Raw genomic sequence first — 17,177 nt, 5'->3', positions numbered from 1 at the left:
CAAAACTGCTGTTTCCTCTCTTTCAAAACAGGTTAAGCTTATTCTCGCGGGCTTCCTGCAGACTTCCCAAACGGGCCTGCTGCTCATGATATTTCTGTCTGAGCTGCTCGTATCGCCGCTTCAGTTCCGCCTCATAGGCTGCACCGTCTTTACCGAACAAACGGGCACAGATACCGGCATTCAGACTGGCATCCTTCACCCATACCACGGGGCCGTCGTACACGGGAGCTATCTTCAGAGCCACATGCATCTCGCTGGTAGTGGCTCCTCCCACCATGATGGGAAGCCGCAATCCTGCATTCTGCATCTGTTGAGCCACATGCACCATTTCCTCGAGCGAGGGAGTGATGAGTCCGCTCAGTCCGACGGCATCTGCTTTTTCCTCAACAGCTTTTCTTACTATCTGCTCGGCAGGCACCATCACCCCGAGATCTACCACATCGTAGTTGTTGCACGACATCACCACTGCCACGATATTCTTTCCGATATCATGTACGTCGCCTTTCACCGTTGCCAAGACCACCTTGCCAGCCTTCGACGATCCGCCTTCCTTCTCTGCCTCTATATGCGGCTGAAGTATAGACACGGCAGCCTTCATGGTACGGGCAGTCTTCACCACCTGTGGCAGGAACATCTTGCCCTCGCCAAAGAGTTCGCCCACCTCGTTCATGCCATCCATCAGCGGCCCTTCTATCACATTGACGGCATGAGGATATTTACCCAATGCCTCGTCGATATCGACCTGCAGGAAGTCGGATATGCCTTTGCGCAAGGCATACTTCAAGCGGTTCTCTACGCTGTCCTTTCTCCACTCTGGCGCAGCAGGCTTAGGTGCGGTTGCTCCCCCAGCCTTGGCAGCTTTTGCAGCATCGGCTTTCTCCTTGATCTCGGCAGCCAGTTCGATGAGGTCTTCGTAAGCGCCCTTACGGCGGTTGAGCACCACATCCTCGATGATGTCCAGCTGTTCCTTGGGAATCTTGTGATAGTCCATCCGCGCCTTGGCATTGACGATACCGAAGTCCATACCCTTCTGCTGAGCATAATGCAGGAACACAGAGTGGATAGCCTCACGTATATAGGTGTTTCCGCGGAAAGAGAACGACAGGTTGCTCACACCTCCGCTGACATGAGCTCCGGGCAGATGAGTTGTTATCCACTCGGTGGCCCGTATGAAGTCGACAGCGTAGTTGTCGTGCTCCTCCATACCTGTGGCAATGGCGAGCACGTTAGGATCGAAGATGATATCAAGCGGGTTCATCCCCACCTGATCCACCAATATATGGTAAGCCCTCTCGGCTATCTCTATTCTGCGCTCAAAGGTTGTGGCCTGTCCTACCTCGTCAAAGCACATCACTACACAGGCGGCTCCGTATCTGAGCACATCCTTGGCATGAGCGACAAACACTTCCTCGCCCTCCTTGAGCGATATGGAGTTGACGATACACTTGCCCTGACAACACTTCAGACCGTCAGTGATGACATCCCATTTGGACGAGTCGATCATGATAGGCACTTTGGCAATCTCGGGCTCGGCAGCTATCATATTGAGGAAATTCACCATCTCGGCCTTGGCATCAAGCAATCCGTCGTCCATATTGACGTCTACCACAGCGGCCCCGTCAGCTACTTGCTTGCGGGCTATACCGAGGGCTTCCTCATAACTCTTCTCATTGATAAGTCGCAGGAACTTCCGGCTTCCTGCCACATTGCACCGTTCACCCACATTGACAAAACGTGAGCTGTCTATCGGCGCATGTACATGATCATCCACCTGCAGCAGGTCGAGACCTGATAGCCACATATACTGTGGTCGCTGGGTTACGACATGAGGTTTCTTTCCCTCTGCCATCTGCGCATATCGGGCTATGAAATCGGGCGTAGTACCACAGCATCCACCAATGATATTGACCAGTCCTTCGTCGATAAACTCGGCAATCTGGGGCGCCATACTTTCAGGTGTCTCGTCGTAGGCACCCATCTCGTTGGGCAGTCCGGCATTGGGATGCGCACTAATATAATAAGGTGCAATCTTTCCCATACGCTCTATGAAAGGCTTCATCTGCGGGGCGCCGAAGGCACAGTTCATGCCTACCGAGAAGATAGGATAAGGCGACAGACTGGCAAGGAAAGCCTCTATCGTCTGTCCGCTGAGGGTTCTTCCTGCCAAGTCGCTAACGGTGAGACTCACCATCACAGGCAACTCCACGCCACGTTTCTTCATCATCGTGAAGGCTGCGTCTATCATTGCCTTGCAGTTGAGCGTATCGAAAACCGTCTCGATGAGGATCACATCCACCCCTCCCTCTATCAGGCCGTCTATCTGTTCGCAGCAGTCGTCGAAGAGTTCGTCGTAAGTGATGTCGCGCGCAGCAGGATTGCTCACATCAGGACTCATGGAACACGTCTTGTTGGTGGGTCCCACATCGCCTGCCACAAATCTTGGTTTATCGGGTGTAGAGAACTGATCTGCCTGTATCCTTGCCAACCTTGCGCCCTGGTAAGCCATCTCGCGGGCATAGTCCTCCAGATGATAGTCGGCTTGCGAGATACGCTGCGAAGAGAAGGTGTTGGCAGAGATGATGTCGGCTCCTGCCTCTAAATAGCGCCTGTATATGTCAGAGATGACATCAGGACGAGTCAGGTTCAGCACGTCATTATTGCCTTTCATCTGTCCGGGCACGTCGGCAAACCTCTCTCCCCTGAAGTCTTCCTCAGTAAGATTGTATTTCTGTATCTCCGTGCCCATGGCACCGTCGAGAATCAGTATTTTCCTGCCACATTGCTCCTTCAGTCTGTTGATATGCCCCATATATAATAATGTGTTACCCTCTTATACTATTGGATTTTTCACTTGTCGTTATTTACGCTTCACTAAATGTTAGAAGTGCTTGATAGCCCTGTCCATTTCTCTTCTGTCTTCCTTCTCCTTCAGGGTCTGACGCTTGTCATACTCCTTCTTACCCTTGCACAGAGCGATGTCGACCTTGGCACGGCCATGGTCGTCGATGAAGATGAGGGTAGGTACAATGGTGAAGCCTGGCTGTTTGGCATCTTCTTCCAGACGGCGCAACTCACGCTTGTTGAGAAGCAACTTGCGGTCACGACGTGCCTCATGGTTACCGAACGAACCATAGAAATAAGGTGAAATATTCATGCCCTTAGCCCACAGCTCTCCATTATAGAAATCGCAGTAACAGTCTACCAAAGAAGCTTTACCACCTCTTATCGACTTGATTTCTGTACCAGTGAGCACGATGCCAGCAGTATAGGTGTCGACAAAAAAATACTCAAACGACGCCTTCTTGTTTCTTATCTGCACAGGGCTCTTCTTGCGGAGCTCTTGTTCTTGCTTATTCATTATATCCTCTCCTTTTTCAAAAATATATTCACGCAGGCGCACTACTTCTCCTCCACGGTGGCGAAAAGTTCAATATGCTCGTCGATATAACAAGCCACCTGAGCAGTCCACTGCTCCTCGTTCTCAACGAAATCATCGTCGAAATCATCAAAGAACGGATACTTCTCATAGAGAGCCATGAACTCCTCGTCGCTCATGTCGCGCTCTATGTCCTCGTGGGCCAAGTTATAACACTTGTGGGCCTTGTTGATAAGTTTGTACAGTCCTGCGACCCCCCAGTTACGGAACGCCTTGTCGGTAGGATTCTTGAAGATAAAACCTCCATAACCATTGTGTATGAGCTGTACCATTCCTCCGTCCATCATCTCCTGATGCAGCACGTCCCATGCCAAGAGTGTAATCTGGTCACTGTTGAGCTCAGCCATGTTCTGCGCATTGAGCTCACCGCCCAAAGCGTTTCTGATGGCATCCACAAAAGCCTGCACAAACTCGTCCATACCTGCCTCTGCCGCTTTGCGCAGCACACTGTCATTTATCTTAACCTGCGTCATATAATCATTAAAAATTGCAATTTTCAGTTTGCAAAGATACACCAAAAAGCGCACAAACCAAAGAAAATCCGAAAAAATGAGTTTAAAGAGTTAAAAAGAATATATAATTTGCCCCTTTTCGTAAAAAAAATCGTACTTTTGTGGTCGGAATTCTGTGTCTTACGTCAGACATTCCGTCATAATGAATGTATTCAAACATTTTATATACTAATATAAAAAATTTAGCGAATATGATCTATTCTAAAGAAGTAGACAACATGTGCGTTGTCGCTAAGGGTCCTAACCACGGACCAGCTCCAATTCCTGAGGAGGGAAAATGGATTCAGGCAAAAGAGATCAAGGACATCTCTGGTTACACCCACGGTGTGGGTTGGTGTGCACCTCAGCAGGGTGCTTGTAAATTGTCACTCAACATCAAGGACGGTATCATCCAGGAGGCTCTCGTTGAGACTATCGGTTGTACTGGTATGACTCACTCAGCAGCTATGGCTTCTGAGATTCTTCCAGGTAAGACTATCCTTGAAGCATTGAACACCGACCTCGTTTGCGACGCTATCAACACAGCTATGCGCGAGCTCTTCCTCCAGATTGTTTACGGTCGTAGCCAGAGCGCTTTCTCTGAGGGCGGTCTTGTTATCGGCGCTGGTCTTGAGGACTTGGGTAAGGGTCTTCGTTCACAGACTGGTACTCTCTATGGTACAGTAGCTAAGGGTACACGTTACCTTGAGTTGACAGAGGGTTACATCACAAAGCAGTTCCTCGACAAGGACAGCCAGGTTTGTGGTTATGAGTATGTACACCTCGGCAAGATGATGGAGGCTATCAAGAACGGTATGGACGCCAACGAGGCTGTCAAGAAGTTCACTGGCAGCTATGGTCGTACAACTGCTGAGCAGGGTGTTGTTAAAGCAATTGATCCACGTAAAGAATAATAAGGAGATACAGATATGATTAGAAAAGTAAGTTACGAAAGTCAGGAACGTCGCGAAAAGCAAGTTCTTGCAGCTCTGAATGCTAACGGTATCAAGAGCTTGGAAGAGGCTAATCAAATCTGCGAGGACGCAGGTGTTGATCCTTATCAGATGTGTGAAGACACTCAGCGTATCTGCTTCGAGAACGCTAAGTGGGCGTATGTAGCCGGTGCTGCTATCGCCATCAAGAAAGGTGCCAAGACAGCTGCCGACGCTGCTGAGGCTATCGGTATCGGTCTGCAGGCTTTCTGCATCCCTGGTTCTGTTGCCGATGACCGTAAGGTAGGTCTCGGTCATGGTAACTTGGCTGCCCGTCTGCTCCGCGAGGAGACACAGTGCTTCGCTTTCTTGGCAGGTCACGAGTCTTTCGCTGCTGCTGAGGGTGCTATCAAGATCGCTGAGATGGCTAACAAGGTTCGTAAGAACCCATTGCGCGTTATCCTCAACGGTTTGGGTAAGGACGCTGCTCAGATTATCAGCCGTATCAACGGTTTCACATACGTACAGACCAAGTTCGACTACTACACAGGTGAGTTGAAGGTTGTTAACCGTATCGCTTACAGCGATGGCCCACGTGCTAAGGTTAACTGCTATGGTGCTGACGACGTACGTGAGGGTGTTGCTATCAACTGGAGCGAGGACGTAGACGTATCTATCACAGGTAACTCTACCAACCCTACACGTTTCCAGCACCCAGTAGCCGGTACTTATAAGAAGGAGCGTATTGCCGCTGGCAAGCCATATTTCTCAGTAGCTTCTGGTGGTGGTACAGGTCGTACTTTGCACCCAGACAACATGGCTGCTGGTCCTGCTTCATACGGTATGACTGATACTATGGGCCGTATGCACTCTGATGCTCAGTTTGCAGGTTCTTCTTCAGTTCCTGCTCACGTAGAGATGATGGGCTTCCTCGGTATGGGTAACAACCCAATGGTAGGTGCTACTGTAGCTATCGCCGTAGCTATCGACCTCGCTATCAACAAGAAGTAATTTCTTTGAGATAACAAAATAAATAAAGCCTTGGGATTCAATTTGAATTCCAAGGTTTTTTTTATTTAGCTTCTTTTCCGATATATTTTCCAAAGAGATTGCTCTGGGAAAATGACGCTTCCAGTTTATGAAGATATTTCTTATAGTTTTCCCGAAAACTTTTTTAATACGAAATAGAGATTTGCCTGAAGACGGAAGAGATGCCAGCAGATTGCTTCGGGAAGCAAGGAACTTCTGCAGGATAAAAAACCCAACTTGTTCTTATTATTCGGAAATATCATTCTGAAATCGATAGACTTCCAAGAGTTGCGGATGATTCGAAGTCCTTCCCTCCTATCCTCTTCCGGCAACTCGTGCGCATGCTGCCAATAAAAGAGGTAAACACCAACCACATTCTTCCAGCGTTCGTTCTCATAAACATCCAGCAGATGAGAAGAGACTTTCTGTCTGCGCAACTCCGCCATCATACTGGTGTTCGCCTTCAGATAATCGAAACGGCGAGATGAAACCTGATGAGTCACAGAGGCTGCATGCTGACGATAAAAATACTCTCCGCCACATGCCACCACCTTGCGAGAAGCAAGATAGTGAAGACGGGTGGTATTGTCATCACTGTAGGTGCGTGCTGAATCGTCGTACGGGAATTTCTGATGGATGGAAGTCTTTACCGCATAGACACCGTGAATCTTCCAGGTAAGACTCAGTTCGAAAGCCTGTTCGCCCGATAAGGCTATCGGGCTTGCTTCATCGGAAGATTCAGAAGATGAAGGTCCCGTTCCTTTCTTCTCAAAAACCGGCATAGGATACTCCTCTATCCTATCCGCTGAATAATAATAGCGACATCTGAAGAGAACACTATCTATGGTATCATCCTTCTCAAAGGCTGATACAATCTGCTGCAAGGCATCCTTTCCCAACCAATCATCACTATCCAGGAAACAAATATAGCTTCCCTGGGCACACTTTAATCCCTGGTTGCGGGCAAATGCCTGTCCATGATTCTCGGCAAGAGAAATTACTTCGATACGGGAGTCACGACGCGCATAGGATTCCAAAACTTTCAGGGAATCATCGGTAGAAGCATCATCCACGCAAATTACTTGAAAGTCACCCATGGTCTGGTTCAATAAGGAATCCAGACTCTGAGGCAAATATGGGGCAGTATTGTAAACCGCCATTAATATTGAAACCTTTACCGCCATATATCATCAAATCTTAAATTTCAGTTCTAACTTTTATACTTCTTCGCAAAAGACTCTGAAAAAAAATCTTCGCAAATCCTCCTTCCTATTATTTCTTCTTCAATTTACTCTTTACCTTGAGCACCAGACTGTTCCAAAGCTTGGTCTTGGAATGCAGAACCTTCAGGGAGAAGGCAAGACTGGCCAGACAAGCCAGACCGCCGATGCCCCAGCTCATGACCGGATTTTCAAGGCAAGAAGCCCAATAGATGAAAATGCCAAGAAGCATCTGTGCTGCGAAATAAACTACTACCTGACGGGATGGGCGGTAATGATAACGGTAATGCATGAACCCCAATACCACTACGAGATTGATAATGCCGAGTAAAAACAGGGCAATTCCCGTTCCCTCAAGAGACCAGAGTCTGAAACCCAAAATAACCAGAGCAATGAGCAGTACATCGTACAGCGCCTCCAGGAAGAGATAGGATTTCGAATCACCTTTCGAAAGCGTGATGTATTCTATCGGGAGGGTGATGGCACGGAAATACATCGCCATCAGCGCTATCTTCATCATGCCTACTACCGGCAGGAACTTGGCACTGAAAAGCAAATGAAGAATCAAGGGACTCGCCAGGATAAAGACGGAAAGCAATGGAGAAGCCAATAGTAACGAAACCTCTATCTGCTTATTAACCAAGGAATTAAGCTCAATACCAGTGCCTTCTATGGCTGAAAGACGAGGGAAATAATCAGTCTCCATTGCCTGAAAAACCATTCCGGCATAAGTCATGGTCATCATAAATCCCGTATTGTAAAATCCCACCATATCCAGTCCGCCAGTATAGCTTAGGTAGGAACGTACGGCAAACTCAGCCCCACTGCCCAGGATTCCTGCCAGGATGAAGGCAATGCCCAAGCGAACCATGCCGAGACCTTCGCCTAAGAGCAACTTGATGCGCGAAAACCTCATGGCGAAGAATGCAGGAAAAAGACGGAACGAATAGCAGCAGGTGAGCACCATCTGCAACAGAGCCACGAAAGCAATGGATGGAACAATGGCCGATTCTCCCCAGATGTAGAACAGCGGGATGGAGGTAATCAGCGCCCCTATCACACCATATACGGAAATTACCGCCAGCGATTTCAGGCGACGGGTTCCTTTGAGGATGGCCAATTCGCTTCCGGTTATCGCCATCATGGCAACCACTGGAGAAAGGAGGATAAAATGAAGTGTATGATCGCCCCAGGAAAAGGTAAAGCGATTGAGAAACGGACTGAAGATAATGCAAATCAGCATACCGAACAATGCTGTGAGGAAACTCCACAAGCGTACCAGACTTACGATGTGATTGAGTCTTTCCTCATCCCCATGTTCGTAAGCCTCCGAAACCTCGCGCACTGCACTCATGCTAAGCCCCAGGTTAGTAGAATCAGACACCAGTTTGATGCTGGAATTGAAAAGCGAAATCAATCCCATACCCTCCGGACAAAGGATGATGGCCACCAGTTTGTTGCGCACCACGCTCATGAGGATATTCAATCCCTGCACCCCGCCAAAGATGCCTGTATATTTTAGTATATGTGAATAACTATCGTCTTTCTTTTCTTTTATCATATATTAAAAACGCAATCGTCTCCGTTTTATTGCTTGAAAGAGAAGAACAATATAGAATCATTAGAGGGTGTGTCATAAGTCTGTGACGCACCCTCCTAATTTATTTTGTATGAAAAGTTTTAGCGGACAGCAATATTTTTTATAGCAATACGTCGATAACAAGAATCTTATGGCATTACGCCTGCGGAATCAATATTATCCAGAACTTAGGTATTGAATTACAACTAACTTTAATGAATGAAAAAAATAAACATAATGTACGCGCACGCATGTGTACATTCAAAATATAATATAAATGAGTCATCATTGATGACCAATGCCTGACATCAATGATGACTAAGGAAGGAAGCAACAGATGCTGTTGCTTCGTTAATCTTTCAGCGAATAGGTGACAGTAGTCACAACCCTTACCTTTTTAATATAAGGAGTATTCGAGTCGCGGTCGTCGATGGAGAACTGTCCCTGGTCTGCATTCATAATCTTGTCGATCTTACTCTTGCTGTTCTTGGCAAACTGCTCGGCGGTCTGCTCAGCATTCTCTATCGCCTCCTGCATCATCTTGGGCTTCATCTTGCGGAAAGCCACAAACTCATATTTCACAGGATTGTCGTAACCTCCATCCACAATGGCGATTCCCTTCTGGAGCAATTCCCCCTGACGGGCTATAAGACAGCGGACAAGCTTCACATTATTCGACGTAACAGTGATGATGGAAGTTATGTTGTAACGATAAGGATTCTTGTTTTCTCCATATCGCTCGGCATTCAGGTCGATCACCACAGGAGCATTGACATTGATCTCTTCTGCCTTCACGCCATTAGCCAACAGGAACTGGCGAATGGTACTCGTCGTATGGTTGATGGTCTGATACAACTGGGGCAGGTCATTGCCTATCTCCTTCGACAGGATAGGCCATGTCACCTTGTCGGCTTCCACCTCCTTTTCTGCCAAACCCTTAACCACTACTTTGCGGTCCTTACCTGCCAGACCCTCCAAGCCCGACTTGATACAAAATCCAAGCGCAATGATGCCGATGGCTAAGATTGCTGCTTGCTTGATACCTGCATTGACATTCATGTTTTCTTTGTTATTAAGTTTTACTTACTGTTTCCTAACGCCTCAAGAAGCTGCGACAGTTTTTGAGGCACTCACTTTATTTTCACAAAATTACACAAAACAACTGATATCCAAGTATTTTAATGTGTTATAATAATCTAAAATCTGCATCTTAGATGAAAACCATCAGAAAAAACAGCAGCAACCGCCTACTATATCGATTATTCTGTGTAACTTTGCAAAAGGAATTCTAAACACTGAGAAAATGAATCAAAAAGAAATATTCGACAATATCATGAGCCGTACTTCCGTGCGAAGCTTTCTCGACCAACCTGTTGAGTCGGAGAAAGTAGAGATGTTGTTGCATGCAGCCATGGCAGCACCCTCGGCTTGTAACAAACAGCCCTGGCACTTTGCTGTGATAGACGACAGGAAGTTACTCGATCAGATTCCTCATTTCAGTCCATATGCCAGCATGGCAAAGGAAGCTCCACTTGCCATTGTTGTCTGTGGCGACTTAAACAAAACCCTTGAAGGTACGGAACAGGAGTTCTGGATCCAGGACTGTTCTGCAGCTACAGAGAACCTCCTCCTGATGGCAAATGCCCTCGATCTGGGTGCTGTATGGACCGCCCTCTACCCTCTTGAGGAACGTTACAGGGGAATGCAAGAGCTGTTGGCACTGCCCAGCAACTTGATACCGCTGAACACTATCATTATCGGTTATCCCAAGAAGAAAACGGCAGCCAAAGACAAATGGGACGAAGCGAATATCTCGCTGAACGGATACAACCATCAGCCCAAATCATTTCTATAAGAATCTAACAACATTACGTCAGAAAGTGGGAGAAGAATGTCCTACACAGAAAGGCATCTACATCCACAACGGAAAGAAAATGGTAGTAGAATAATAAAGGTTTGTGCAAAATAACCTAAAACTTTTTAGGTGAATAGCACATAAATAAAAAAATATATGTAACTTTGGAGGCGATTTCAGAACATTCAAACAAAATTCAAATGGAAAAACATAATTTTGTGACGATTGCAGACCTGTCGAAGGAGAAGATAGAATACCTCCTGCAGATGGCGCAAGAGTTCGAAAAGCATCCCAACAGGGAACTGTTGAAGGGAAAGGTTGTTGCAACCCTTTTCTTCGAACCATCCACCCGTACACAACTTAGTTTTCAAACTGCAGCCAACCGCCTCGGTGCCCGTGTCATAGGCTTCTCTGATGCCAAGACATCAAGTACCACCAAGGGCGAGACACTGAAAGACACCATCCTCATGGTGAGCAACTATGCCGACATCATTGCCATGCGCCACTACATAGAGGGAGCTGCACAGTATGCCAGCGAGGTGGCACCAGTGCCTATTGTCAATGCTGGAGACGGAGCCCACATGCATCCATCACAGTGCCTGCTCGACCTCTACTCCATCTACAAGACACAGGGAACACTCGAGAATCTGAATATCTATCTCGTGGGCGACTTGAAATATGGCAGAACAGTACACTCGCTCATCACTGCCATGCGCCACTTCAACCCAACCTTCCACTTCATCGCACCAAAGGAGCTGGCCATGCCACAAGAGTACAAACTCTACTGCGACCATCATGGAATCAAATATGTGGAGCACGAAGACTTCAACGAAGACGTGATAGCAGGAGCCGACATCCTCTATATGACACGCGTCCAGAAGGAACGCTTCAGCGACCTGATGGAATACGAGCGCGTAAAGAACGTGTATATTCTGAAACGCAGTATGCTCGCCAAGGCCAAGGAGAACATGAAAATCATGCACCCGCTGCCACGTGTCAACGAGATAGCATACGATGTGGATGACGACCCACACGCTTACTACATACAGCAGGCACAGAACGGACTCTATGCACGAGAGGCCATCTTCTGCCATTGCCTCGGCATCACGCTCGACGACATCAAGAACGACAAGACTATTATTGAATAATGTTTAGAGTTTAATTATGGGAAACAATAAGAATCAACTTGTGGTTGCCGCTATCGAGAACGGAACCGTTATCGACCATATACCAGCCGAAAAAACCTATCAGGTAGTCAACCTCCTGCAATTAGAGAAAATGGAGACACCTGTCACCATCGGCTACAACCTCCCTTCCAAGAAAATCGGCAAGAAGGGCATTATCAAGGTTGCCAACAAATTCTTTACCGACGAAGAGATCAACCGTCTCTCGGTAGTAGCTCCAAACATCGGTCTGAGTATTATCAAGGACTACGAAATCGTTGAAAAGAAGACAGTGAAGACTCCTGATACACTGAAGGGAATCGTGAAATGCAACAACCCCAAGTGCATCACCAACAACGAGCCTATGGCTACAGTCTTCCACACCGTGGATGCCGCATTGGGCATAATACGCTGCCACTACTGCGACAAGGAGCAGCAACTCGGAAAGGTAGAACTTTGCAAATAACATAAAACAGGCTTCTAACATAACAGTTAGAAGCCTGTTTTTGTATAAAAACGACAAAAAGTAAGCAAATAGACTCAAAATAGCTTTTATTATTTGGCTATTACAACTATATTGCTTATTTTTGCAGTACAAATCTAAAATATAAGCTGAATCAAGCATAAAACGACTAATAATATAGAGATTCAATGGAAAAAGACCAAGAGATTTTCGACTTGATCGAAAGAGAACATCAGCGTCAGCTGAAAGGTATGGAGCTGATTGCTTCCGAGAACTTTGTGAGTGAAGAGGTAATGAACGCTATGGGTTCTTACCTTACCAACAAGTATGCTGAGGGACTCCCTGGCAAACGTTACTATGGCGGTTGCCAAGTGGTAGATATCGTAGAGAACCTTGCCATCGAGCGCGTAAAGAAAGTCTTCGGTGCAGAGTATGCCAATGTTCAGCCTCACTCTGGAGCACAGGCCAATGCTGCCGTACTGCTCGCTGTGCTGAAGCCCGGCGACACATTCATGGGACTGAACCTTGACCACGGCGGACACCTTTCACATGGCAGCCACGTTAATACATCTGGTATCCTCTATCGCCCTATCGGCTACAACCTCAACAAGGAAACTGGTCGTGTAGACTATGACGAGATGGAGAAGTTGGCTCTCGAAAACAAACCTAAGTTGATTATCGGTGGCGGCAGTGCCTATAGCCGTGAGTGGGATTATGCCCGCATGCGCAAGATTGCCGACGAGGTGGGTGCCTTGTTAATGATCGACATGGCTCACCCTGCTGGTCTTATCGCAGCAGGATTGCTCGACAACCCATTGAAATATGCACACATCGTAACTTCTACCACACACAAGACTCTCCGTGGTCCTCGTGGAGGTATCATTCTCATGGGTAAGGACTTCGACAATCCTTGGGGCTATACCACCAAGAAGGGCGAGGTAAAGAAAATGAGTATGTTGCTCAACTCTGCCGTATTCCCAGGTCAGCAGGGTGGTCCATTGGAGCACGTTATCGCTGCCAAGGCTGTAGCCTTCAACGAGAACCTCCAGCCTTCATGGAAAGAATATGCCACACAGGTGAAAAAGAATGCTGCAGTATTGGCCGACGACCTCATCGGACGTGGTTTCGGAATCGTTAGTGGTGGTACCGACAACCACTCTATGCTGGTAGACCTGAGAAGCAAGTATCCTGACTTGACAGGTAAGGTGGCAGAGAATGCCCTTGTTGCTGCTGATATTACCGTCAACAAGAACATGGTACCATTCGACACTCGCTCTGCCTTCCAGACAAGTGGTATCCGCCTGGGTACTGCAGCCATGACAACCCGTGGCGCCAAAGAGGATATGATGCACCTCATTGCCGAGCTCATCGAAGAGGTTCTGAATGCTCCTGAGGACGAGAAGGTAATTGCTCGTGTACGCGAGAAGGTAAATGCAACCATGAAGGACTATCCTCTGTTTGCATACTAATCAAAGAATCAAATATACTAAAAGATAAAAAAGTTGCGAGATTACCCTCGCAACTTTTTTTATTTGCTTTTTATAAAATGAGTGCCGGTACCTGCACGGACTTATACCCCAAGAACGTAAGTACCTTCGTTGGGCAACGAAGCCCATTGCGTTGGGCAACGAAGCCCATTGCGTTGGACAACGAAGCCTATTGTGTTTCTACACACAGGCCAATGTATTTTATCACACTCCGAATTACTGTACAATCTTGAAGCGGATACGCAAGGAATGAGATGCCTCGTCCCAATTGGTACCGAGCATCACAAACTTACCTATCTGTGCCGTAGAGCGTACATGCTTGCCTATGCAAGGACACACATCGTAATCGCCTATACGCACCAGACGCAAAGTCTCGCTGGCATCCTCTGGCAATCGGTCGAGTTTCACATCGGCAGGAATATGGTCGCGATCAACAAACTCATAGGTCACTGGCATATCAAGCGCTATCAACCGATTCATCTCGGTTTCTATCGCCTTCTCTTCCTGACGCGAAGGTTTGTGGTCAACGACAAAGGTCATCTTGCTTTTCTTTCGCTCAATATGAGCATTGCGACTGCGCTCGCATGAGAACATACGAACCATCAACTGATTGAGCAGATGCTCTGCCGTATGAGCAGGAGGAAACTCTTCCTTGTGATGCTCATTCAAAATAAACTCACTCTCTTCCATCTTGACATTGAATTTATAGATTCTTACTCCATAAGGCTCAACAGCCACTGGGAAACGTCCGTCTTTCTTAAGTTCTACCTTCTTCTTGTCACCAGTCCAGAGCTCTGTAGCCATCACCTCTTCCTCTGTGATATGGAAGAAGTCGAAGGCATGAGCCGGAATGGTAACACCCAACAGGCATGACTCTGTCGAGAAGTTGAGTACCACCAAGAGCACTTCCTCATCCTTCTTGCGGAGAAAGGCAAACTGAGAACGAGGGTCGAAATGCTCGGAAATGGCATTGACATACATGAGATCGAAAGTATCTCCCTCACGGATGGCACGTTCCTCATTGGCAAGTCTGAGCATCTTGCGATAATGCAAGGCAAGCTCCTTCTGCTCTGCTGTACACCATTCCTTATGAGGTGTGGCAGGCTTGCAGCCTCTTGGTTTCGAGGCAACGAGCGTGTCGTAGGCATGCGACAAAGTCGCGGGCGACCAATAGTCGAAGATGGTCGTTCTGCCATCTACCCCACTGAATCCCTCTTTGTCCATTCCCTTTTCTCCAAACTCCTGTCCACTATAGACCATAAAAGGATTCTTCTGGAAGAAAAGACTCATAGCTGCTGCCGGCAGCGCCTTACGTGCATCACCACAGAAGAAATCGCTGGCAATACGCTGCTCGTCATGATTTTCCAGGAAATAGAGCATATGCTCACGTATATCGTCGACCACCTGCCATTCGTGGGTGATACTGGCAGCAGGACGTTCTCCACGGATTACAGCACGCAGACAGTCATACATACCCACCTTGTCATAGAGGTAATCAAAACCAGCCTTCACGTAGTTGCGATACTGGTTGGGATCGTACACCTCACCTATGACAATCACTTCCGGGTAACGGGCTTTCAGTATCTGAGTGGCATACGACCAGAAGGCGCAAGGCACCATCTCAGCCATGTCACAACGGAATCCGTCGACACCCTTGCTTGCCCAGAACAACAAGATGTCAGTCATCTTGCCCCAGGTACTGGGCACTGGCTCATAATGATAGCTGCGGCCGCCGGCATCACAATAATCCACTCCATAGTTGAGTTTCACCGTCTCATACCAGTCGTTTCTACCCGGATGGTTGTCAAAGCGGCCGTTGCCTGTTGCCTTGGCTGGACTCTCATGATAGGGTTCGTATATCTTGGCTTCTTTGGAAGAGAAAGCCTTGAACTCGGGTTTGGAGCAACGAACATCGTTCAGGTCCAGATCACCCCAAGTATAATAGAAATTATTGCGCGTAGAGAAGTGCATGTTCTTGTCATCATCTTCTCCAAGATCTCGTACACCTGCTGGTTTGCGAATGGAATGATACTCACGAGCCACATGATTGGGCACAAAGTCCATGATGACCTTCATACCAGCCTTGTGAGTGCGCTCGATAAGACTCTCCCATTCCGTCATTCTCATGCTGACATTCTCTGCCAGATCAGGATCGACGTCATAATAGTCGGTAATGGCATAAGGTGAACCAGCCTTTCCTTTCACCACCTCGGCATGCTGTACTGGAATGCCGAAAGAAGAGTAATCGGTCTGTGTGGCATGGCGAATGACTCCCGTATACCAAATATGAGTAAAGCCCATATCATGGATACGGGCTAATACTGCGTCATTGAAGTTGTTAAGTTTTCCACATCCATTCTCATCTATCGTACCATTTTCCTTACGGGTAATATTGGCATTGCGGAAAAGACGTGGAAGAACTTGATAAATAACGACTTTTTCTTTCATCACGCGGCTATGACCTGATATTAAGCAATACCGTGAGAAGCTACTGTCTTATTGATACGGCCAATCATGCCCTGCAAAGCCTTGCCAGGACCACACTCAGTAAAGTCATCAGCACCATCAGCAATCATTGCCTGAACAGAAGAAGTCCAACGAACAGAGCTGGTAAGCTGGGCAATGAGGTTCTGCTGAATCTCAGCAGGATCGGTATGAGGCTTGCCGTCTACATTCTGGTAAACAGGACACTTAGGAGCCGAGAAAGTTGTTTTCTCGATAGCAGCCTGAAGCTCGTCCTTGGCAGGCTGCATCAATGGAGAGTGGAAAGCGCCACCTACCTTCAAAGGCAGAGCTCGCTTGGCACCAGCAGCCTTCAACTTCTCGCAGGCTGCATTGATAGCGTCTACATTACCTGAAATAACAAGCTGACCAGGACAGTTATAGTTGGCAGCAACTACCACATTACCCTCAGTGCTTACCTCTGCACAGACCTCCTCAACCTTCTCATCTGGCAAACCGATGATAGCAGCCATGGTACCGGGATTGGCCTCGCAAGCTTTCTGCATCGCATTGGCACGAGCAGCAACCAACTTCAAACCATCCTCAAAAGCCATAGCACCTGCAGCAACGAGGGCAGAGAACTCACCCAGAGAGTGACCAGCCACCATAGCAGGCTGGAACTCATCACCCAAGCAGAGGGCTGAGATAACAGAATGGAGGAACACGGCAGGCTGAGTAACCTTGGTCTCCTTCAACTGGTCGTCGGTACCGGCAAACATAATATCAGTAATCTTGAAACCGAGAATCTCATCGGCCTTATCAAAGAGTTCTTTTGCCAAAGAATTGTTGTCATAAAGGTCCTTACCCATTCCTACGAACTGAGAACCCTGACCTGGGAAAACAAATGCTTTCATTTCTTGTTTTATCTATTTAGTTTGTTACAAATGTTACGATGATAATATCCTGCAAAATGCTGAATAATAATCGGGTGCAAAGATACAATAAAAAAATGACACTTAAAAGAGAAAAAACAAAAAAATCCCAAATGCCTGAGGGCAGATGGGATTTTTATATTAATAT

At 47.3% G+C, this 17,177-nt stretch carries 14 protein-coding genes; 6 read left to right on the top strand and 8 right to left on the bottom strand.

Translation table 11 applies throughout. From position 1 onward, the window contains the following. Window positions 1-22: 22 nt before the first annotated feature. From metH to P3T48_RS09900, 3 genes are all read right to left on the bottom strand, one after another. Window positions 23-2,809 (bottom strand): methionine synthase, encoded by a 2,787-nt coding sequence (gene metH / locus P3T48_RS09910; protein WP_276506579.1) that lies wholly within the window; start codon window positions 2,807-2,809, stop codon window positions 23-25. A gap of 69 nt (window positions 2,810-2,878) precedes the next feature. Next, entirely contained in the window at window positions 2,879-3,358 is a 480-nt protein-coding gene (gene smpB, locus P3T48_RS09905; RefSeq protein WP_022253100.1) for an SsrA-binding protein SmpB, read from the bottom strand. A 41-nt stretch (window positions 3,359-3,399) separates the two neighbouring features. Continuing rightward, the gene (locus P3T48_RS09900) at window positions 3,400-3,909 is read right to left on the bottom strand and encodes a DMP19 family protein (protein ID WP_158462759.1); all 510 of its coding nucleotides are present in this window, start codon (window positions 3,907-3,909) and stop codon (window positions 3,400-3,402) included. Window positions 3,910-4,139: 230 nt separating this feature from the next. Between P3T48_RS09900 and P3T48_RS09895 the strand changes: the two genes are divergently transcribed. Beyond that, a complete protein-coding gene (locus P3T48_RS09895) occupies window positions 4,140-4,841 on the top strand; it encodes an iron-sulfur cluster assembly scaffold protein (protein WP_158462760.1) in 702 nt (233 codons plus the stop codon). Between the two features lie 15 nt (window positions 4,842-4,856). Beyond that, window positions 4,857-5,870, top strand: coding sequence for a GGGtGRT protein (locus P3T48_RS09890; RefSeq protein ID WP_118080037.1), 1,014 nt, complete (start codon window positions 4,857-4,859; stop codon window positions 5,868-5,870). A gap of 140 nt (window positions 5,871-6,010) precedes the next feature. Here P3T48_RS09890 and P3T48_RS09885 read toward each other — a convergent pair whose 3' ends face one another. The 3 genes from P3T48_RS09885 to P3T48_RS09875 form a co-directional block, all read right to left on the bottom strand. Beyond that, window positions 6,011-7,048, bottom strand: coding sequence for a glycosyltransferase (locus P3T48_RS09885; protein ID WP_276506578.1), 1,038 nt, complete (start codon window positions 7,046-7,048; stop codon window positions 6,011-6,013). A gap of 112 nt (window positions 7,049-7,160) precedes the next feature. Continuing rightward, window positions 7,161-8,669 carry an oligosaccharide flippase family protein gene (locus P3T48_RS09880; RefSeq protein WP_276506577.1) on the bottom strand — a complete coding sequence of 503 codons (1,509 nt, stop codon included), beginning with the start codon at window positions 8,667-8,669 and terminating at the stop codon, window positions 7,161-7,163. Between the two features lie 369 nt (window positions 8,670-9,038). After that, window positions 9,039-9,746: an SIMPL domain-containing protein gene (locus P3T48_RS09875; RefSeq protein ID WP_276506576.1), complete on the bottom strand. Its 708-nt coding sequence runs from the start codon at window positions 9,744-9,746 to the stop codon at window positions 9,039-9,041. Window positions 9,747-9,990: 244 nt separating this feature from the next. On the opposite strand from P3T48_RS09875, the gene P3T48_RS09870 reads away from it, so the two are divergent. The 4 genes from P3T48_RS09870 (at window position 9,991) to glyA (ending at window position 13,637) form a co-directional block, all read left to right on the top strand. Then, window positions 9,991-10,542, top strand: a complete 552-nt coding sequence (locus tag P3T48_RS09870) for a nitroreductase family protein (protein ID WP_276506575.1) — start codon at window positions 9,991-9,993, stop codon at window positions 10,540-10,542. A 200-nt stretch (window positions 10,543-10,742) separates the two neighbouring features. After that, entirely contained in the window at window positions 10,743-11,690 is a 948-nt protein-coding gene (pyrB, locus tag P3T48_RS09865; RefSeq protein ID WP_158462713.1) for an aspartate carbamoyltransferase, read from the top strand. Window positions 11,691-11,706: 16 nt separating this feature from the next. Next, entirely contained in the window at window positions 11,707-12,171 is a 465-nt protein-coding gene (pyrI, locus tag P3T48_RS09860; protein ID WP_158462712.1) for an aspartate carbamoyltransferase regulatory subunit, read from the top strand. Window positions 12,172-12,356: 185 nt separating this feature from the next. Continuing rightward, on the top strand, window positions 12,357-13,637 hold the full coding sequence (glyA, locus tag P3T48_RS09855) for a serine hydroxymethyltransferase (RefSeq protein WP_217757767.1): 1,281 nt from the start codon (window positions 12,357-12,359) through the stop codon (window positions 13,635-13,637). A gap of 234 nt (window positions 13,638-13,871) precedes the next feature. Here glyA and P3T48_RS09850 read toward each other — a convergent pair whose 3' ends face one another. After that, the gene (locus tag P3T48_RS09850; protein ID WP_276506613.1) at window positions 13,872-16,103 is read right to left on the bottom strand and encodes an alpha-amylase family glycosyl hydrolase; all 2,232 of its coding nucleotides are present in this window, start codon (window positions 16,101-16,103) and stop codon (window positions 13,872-13,874) included. 20 nt (window positions 16,104-16,123) lie between these two features. Continuing rightward, window positions 16,124-17,011 carry an ACP S-malonyltransferase gene (gene fabD, locus P3T48_RS09845; RefSeq protein WP_276506574.1) on the bottom strand — a complete coding sequence of 296 codons (888 nt, stop codon included), beginning with the start codon at window positions 17,009-17,011 and terminating at the stop codon, window positions 16,124-16,126. Between the last annotated feature and the right edge of the window lie 166 nt (window positions 17,012-17,177).

This window comes from Segatella intestinalis (assembly GCF_029348455.1).
GTDB lineage: Bacteria > Bacteroidota > Bacteroidia > Bacteroidales > Bacteroidaceae > Prevotella.
The sequence above is the reverse complement of the archived record's forward strand: the minus strand, read 5'-3'. Positions and strand labels throughout refer to the sequence as shown.

Excerpts from the sequence above, each read along its gene's own strand:
- metH (WP_276506579.1), bottom strand. The coding sequence starts at position 2,809 with ATGGGGCATATCAACAGACTGAAGGAGCAATGTGGCAGGAAAATACTG.
- smpB (WP_022253100.1), bottom strand. The coding sequence starts at position 3,358 with ATGAATAAGCAAGAACAAGAGCTCCGCAAGAAGAGCCCTGTGCAGATA.
- P3T48_RS09900 (WP_158462759.1), bottom strand. The coding sequence starts at position 3,909 with ATGACGCAGGTTAAGATAAATGACAGTGTGCTGCGCAAAGCGGCAGAG.
- P3T48_RS09895 (WP_158462760.1), top strand. The coding sequence starts at position 4,140 with ATGATCTATTCTAAAGAAGTAGACAACATGTGCGTTGTCGCTAAGGGT.
- P3T48_RS09890 (WP_118080037.1), top strand. The coding sequence starts at position 4,857 with ATGATTAGAAAAGTAAGTTACGAAAGTCAGGAACGTCGCGAAAAGCAA.
- P3T48_RS09885 (WP_276506578.1), bottom strand. The coding sequence starts at position 7,048 with ATGGCGGTTTACAATACTGCCCCATATTTGCCTCAGAGTCTGGATTCC.
- P3T48_RS09880 (WP_276506577.1), bottom strand. The coding sequence starts at position 8,669 with ATGATAAAAGAAAAGAAAGACGATAGTTATTCACATATACTAAAATAT.
- P3T48_RS09875 (WP_276506576.1), bottom strand. The coding sequence starts at position 9,746 with ATGAATGTCAATGCAGGTATCAAGCAAGCAGCAATCTTAGCCATCGGC.
- P3T48_RS09870 (WP_276506575.1), top strand. The coding sequence starts at position 9,991 with ATGAATCAAAAAGAAATATTCGACAATATCATGAGCCGTACTTCCGTG.
- pyrB (WP_158462713.1), top strand. The coding sequence starts at position 10,743 with ATGGAAAAACATAATTTTGTGACGATTGCAGACCTGTCGAAGGAGAAG.
- pyrI (WP_158462712.1), top strand. The coding sequence starts at position 11,707 with ATGGGAAACAATAAGAATCAACTTGTGGTTGCCGCTATCGAGAACGGA.
- glyA (WP_217757767.1), top strand. The coding sequence starts at position 12,357 with ATGGAAAAAGACCAAGAGATTTTCGACTTGATCGAAAGAGAACATCAG.
- P3T48_RS09850 (WP_276506613.1), bottom strand. The coding sequence starts at position 16,103 with ATGAAAGAAAAAGTCGTTATTTATCAAGTTCTTCCACGTCTTTTCCGC.
- fabD (WP_276506574.1), bottom strand. The coding sequence starts at position 17,011 with ATGAAAGCATTTGTTTTCCCAGGTCAGGGTTCTCAGTTCGTAGGAATG.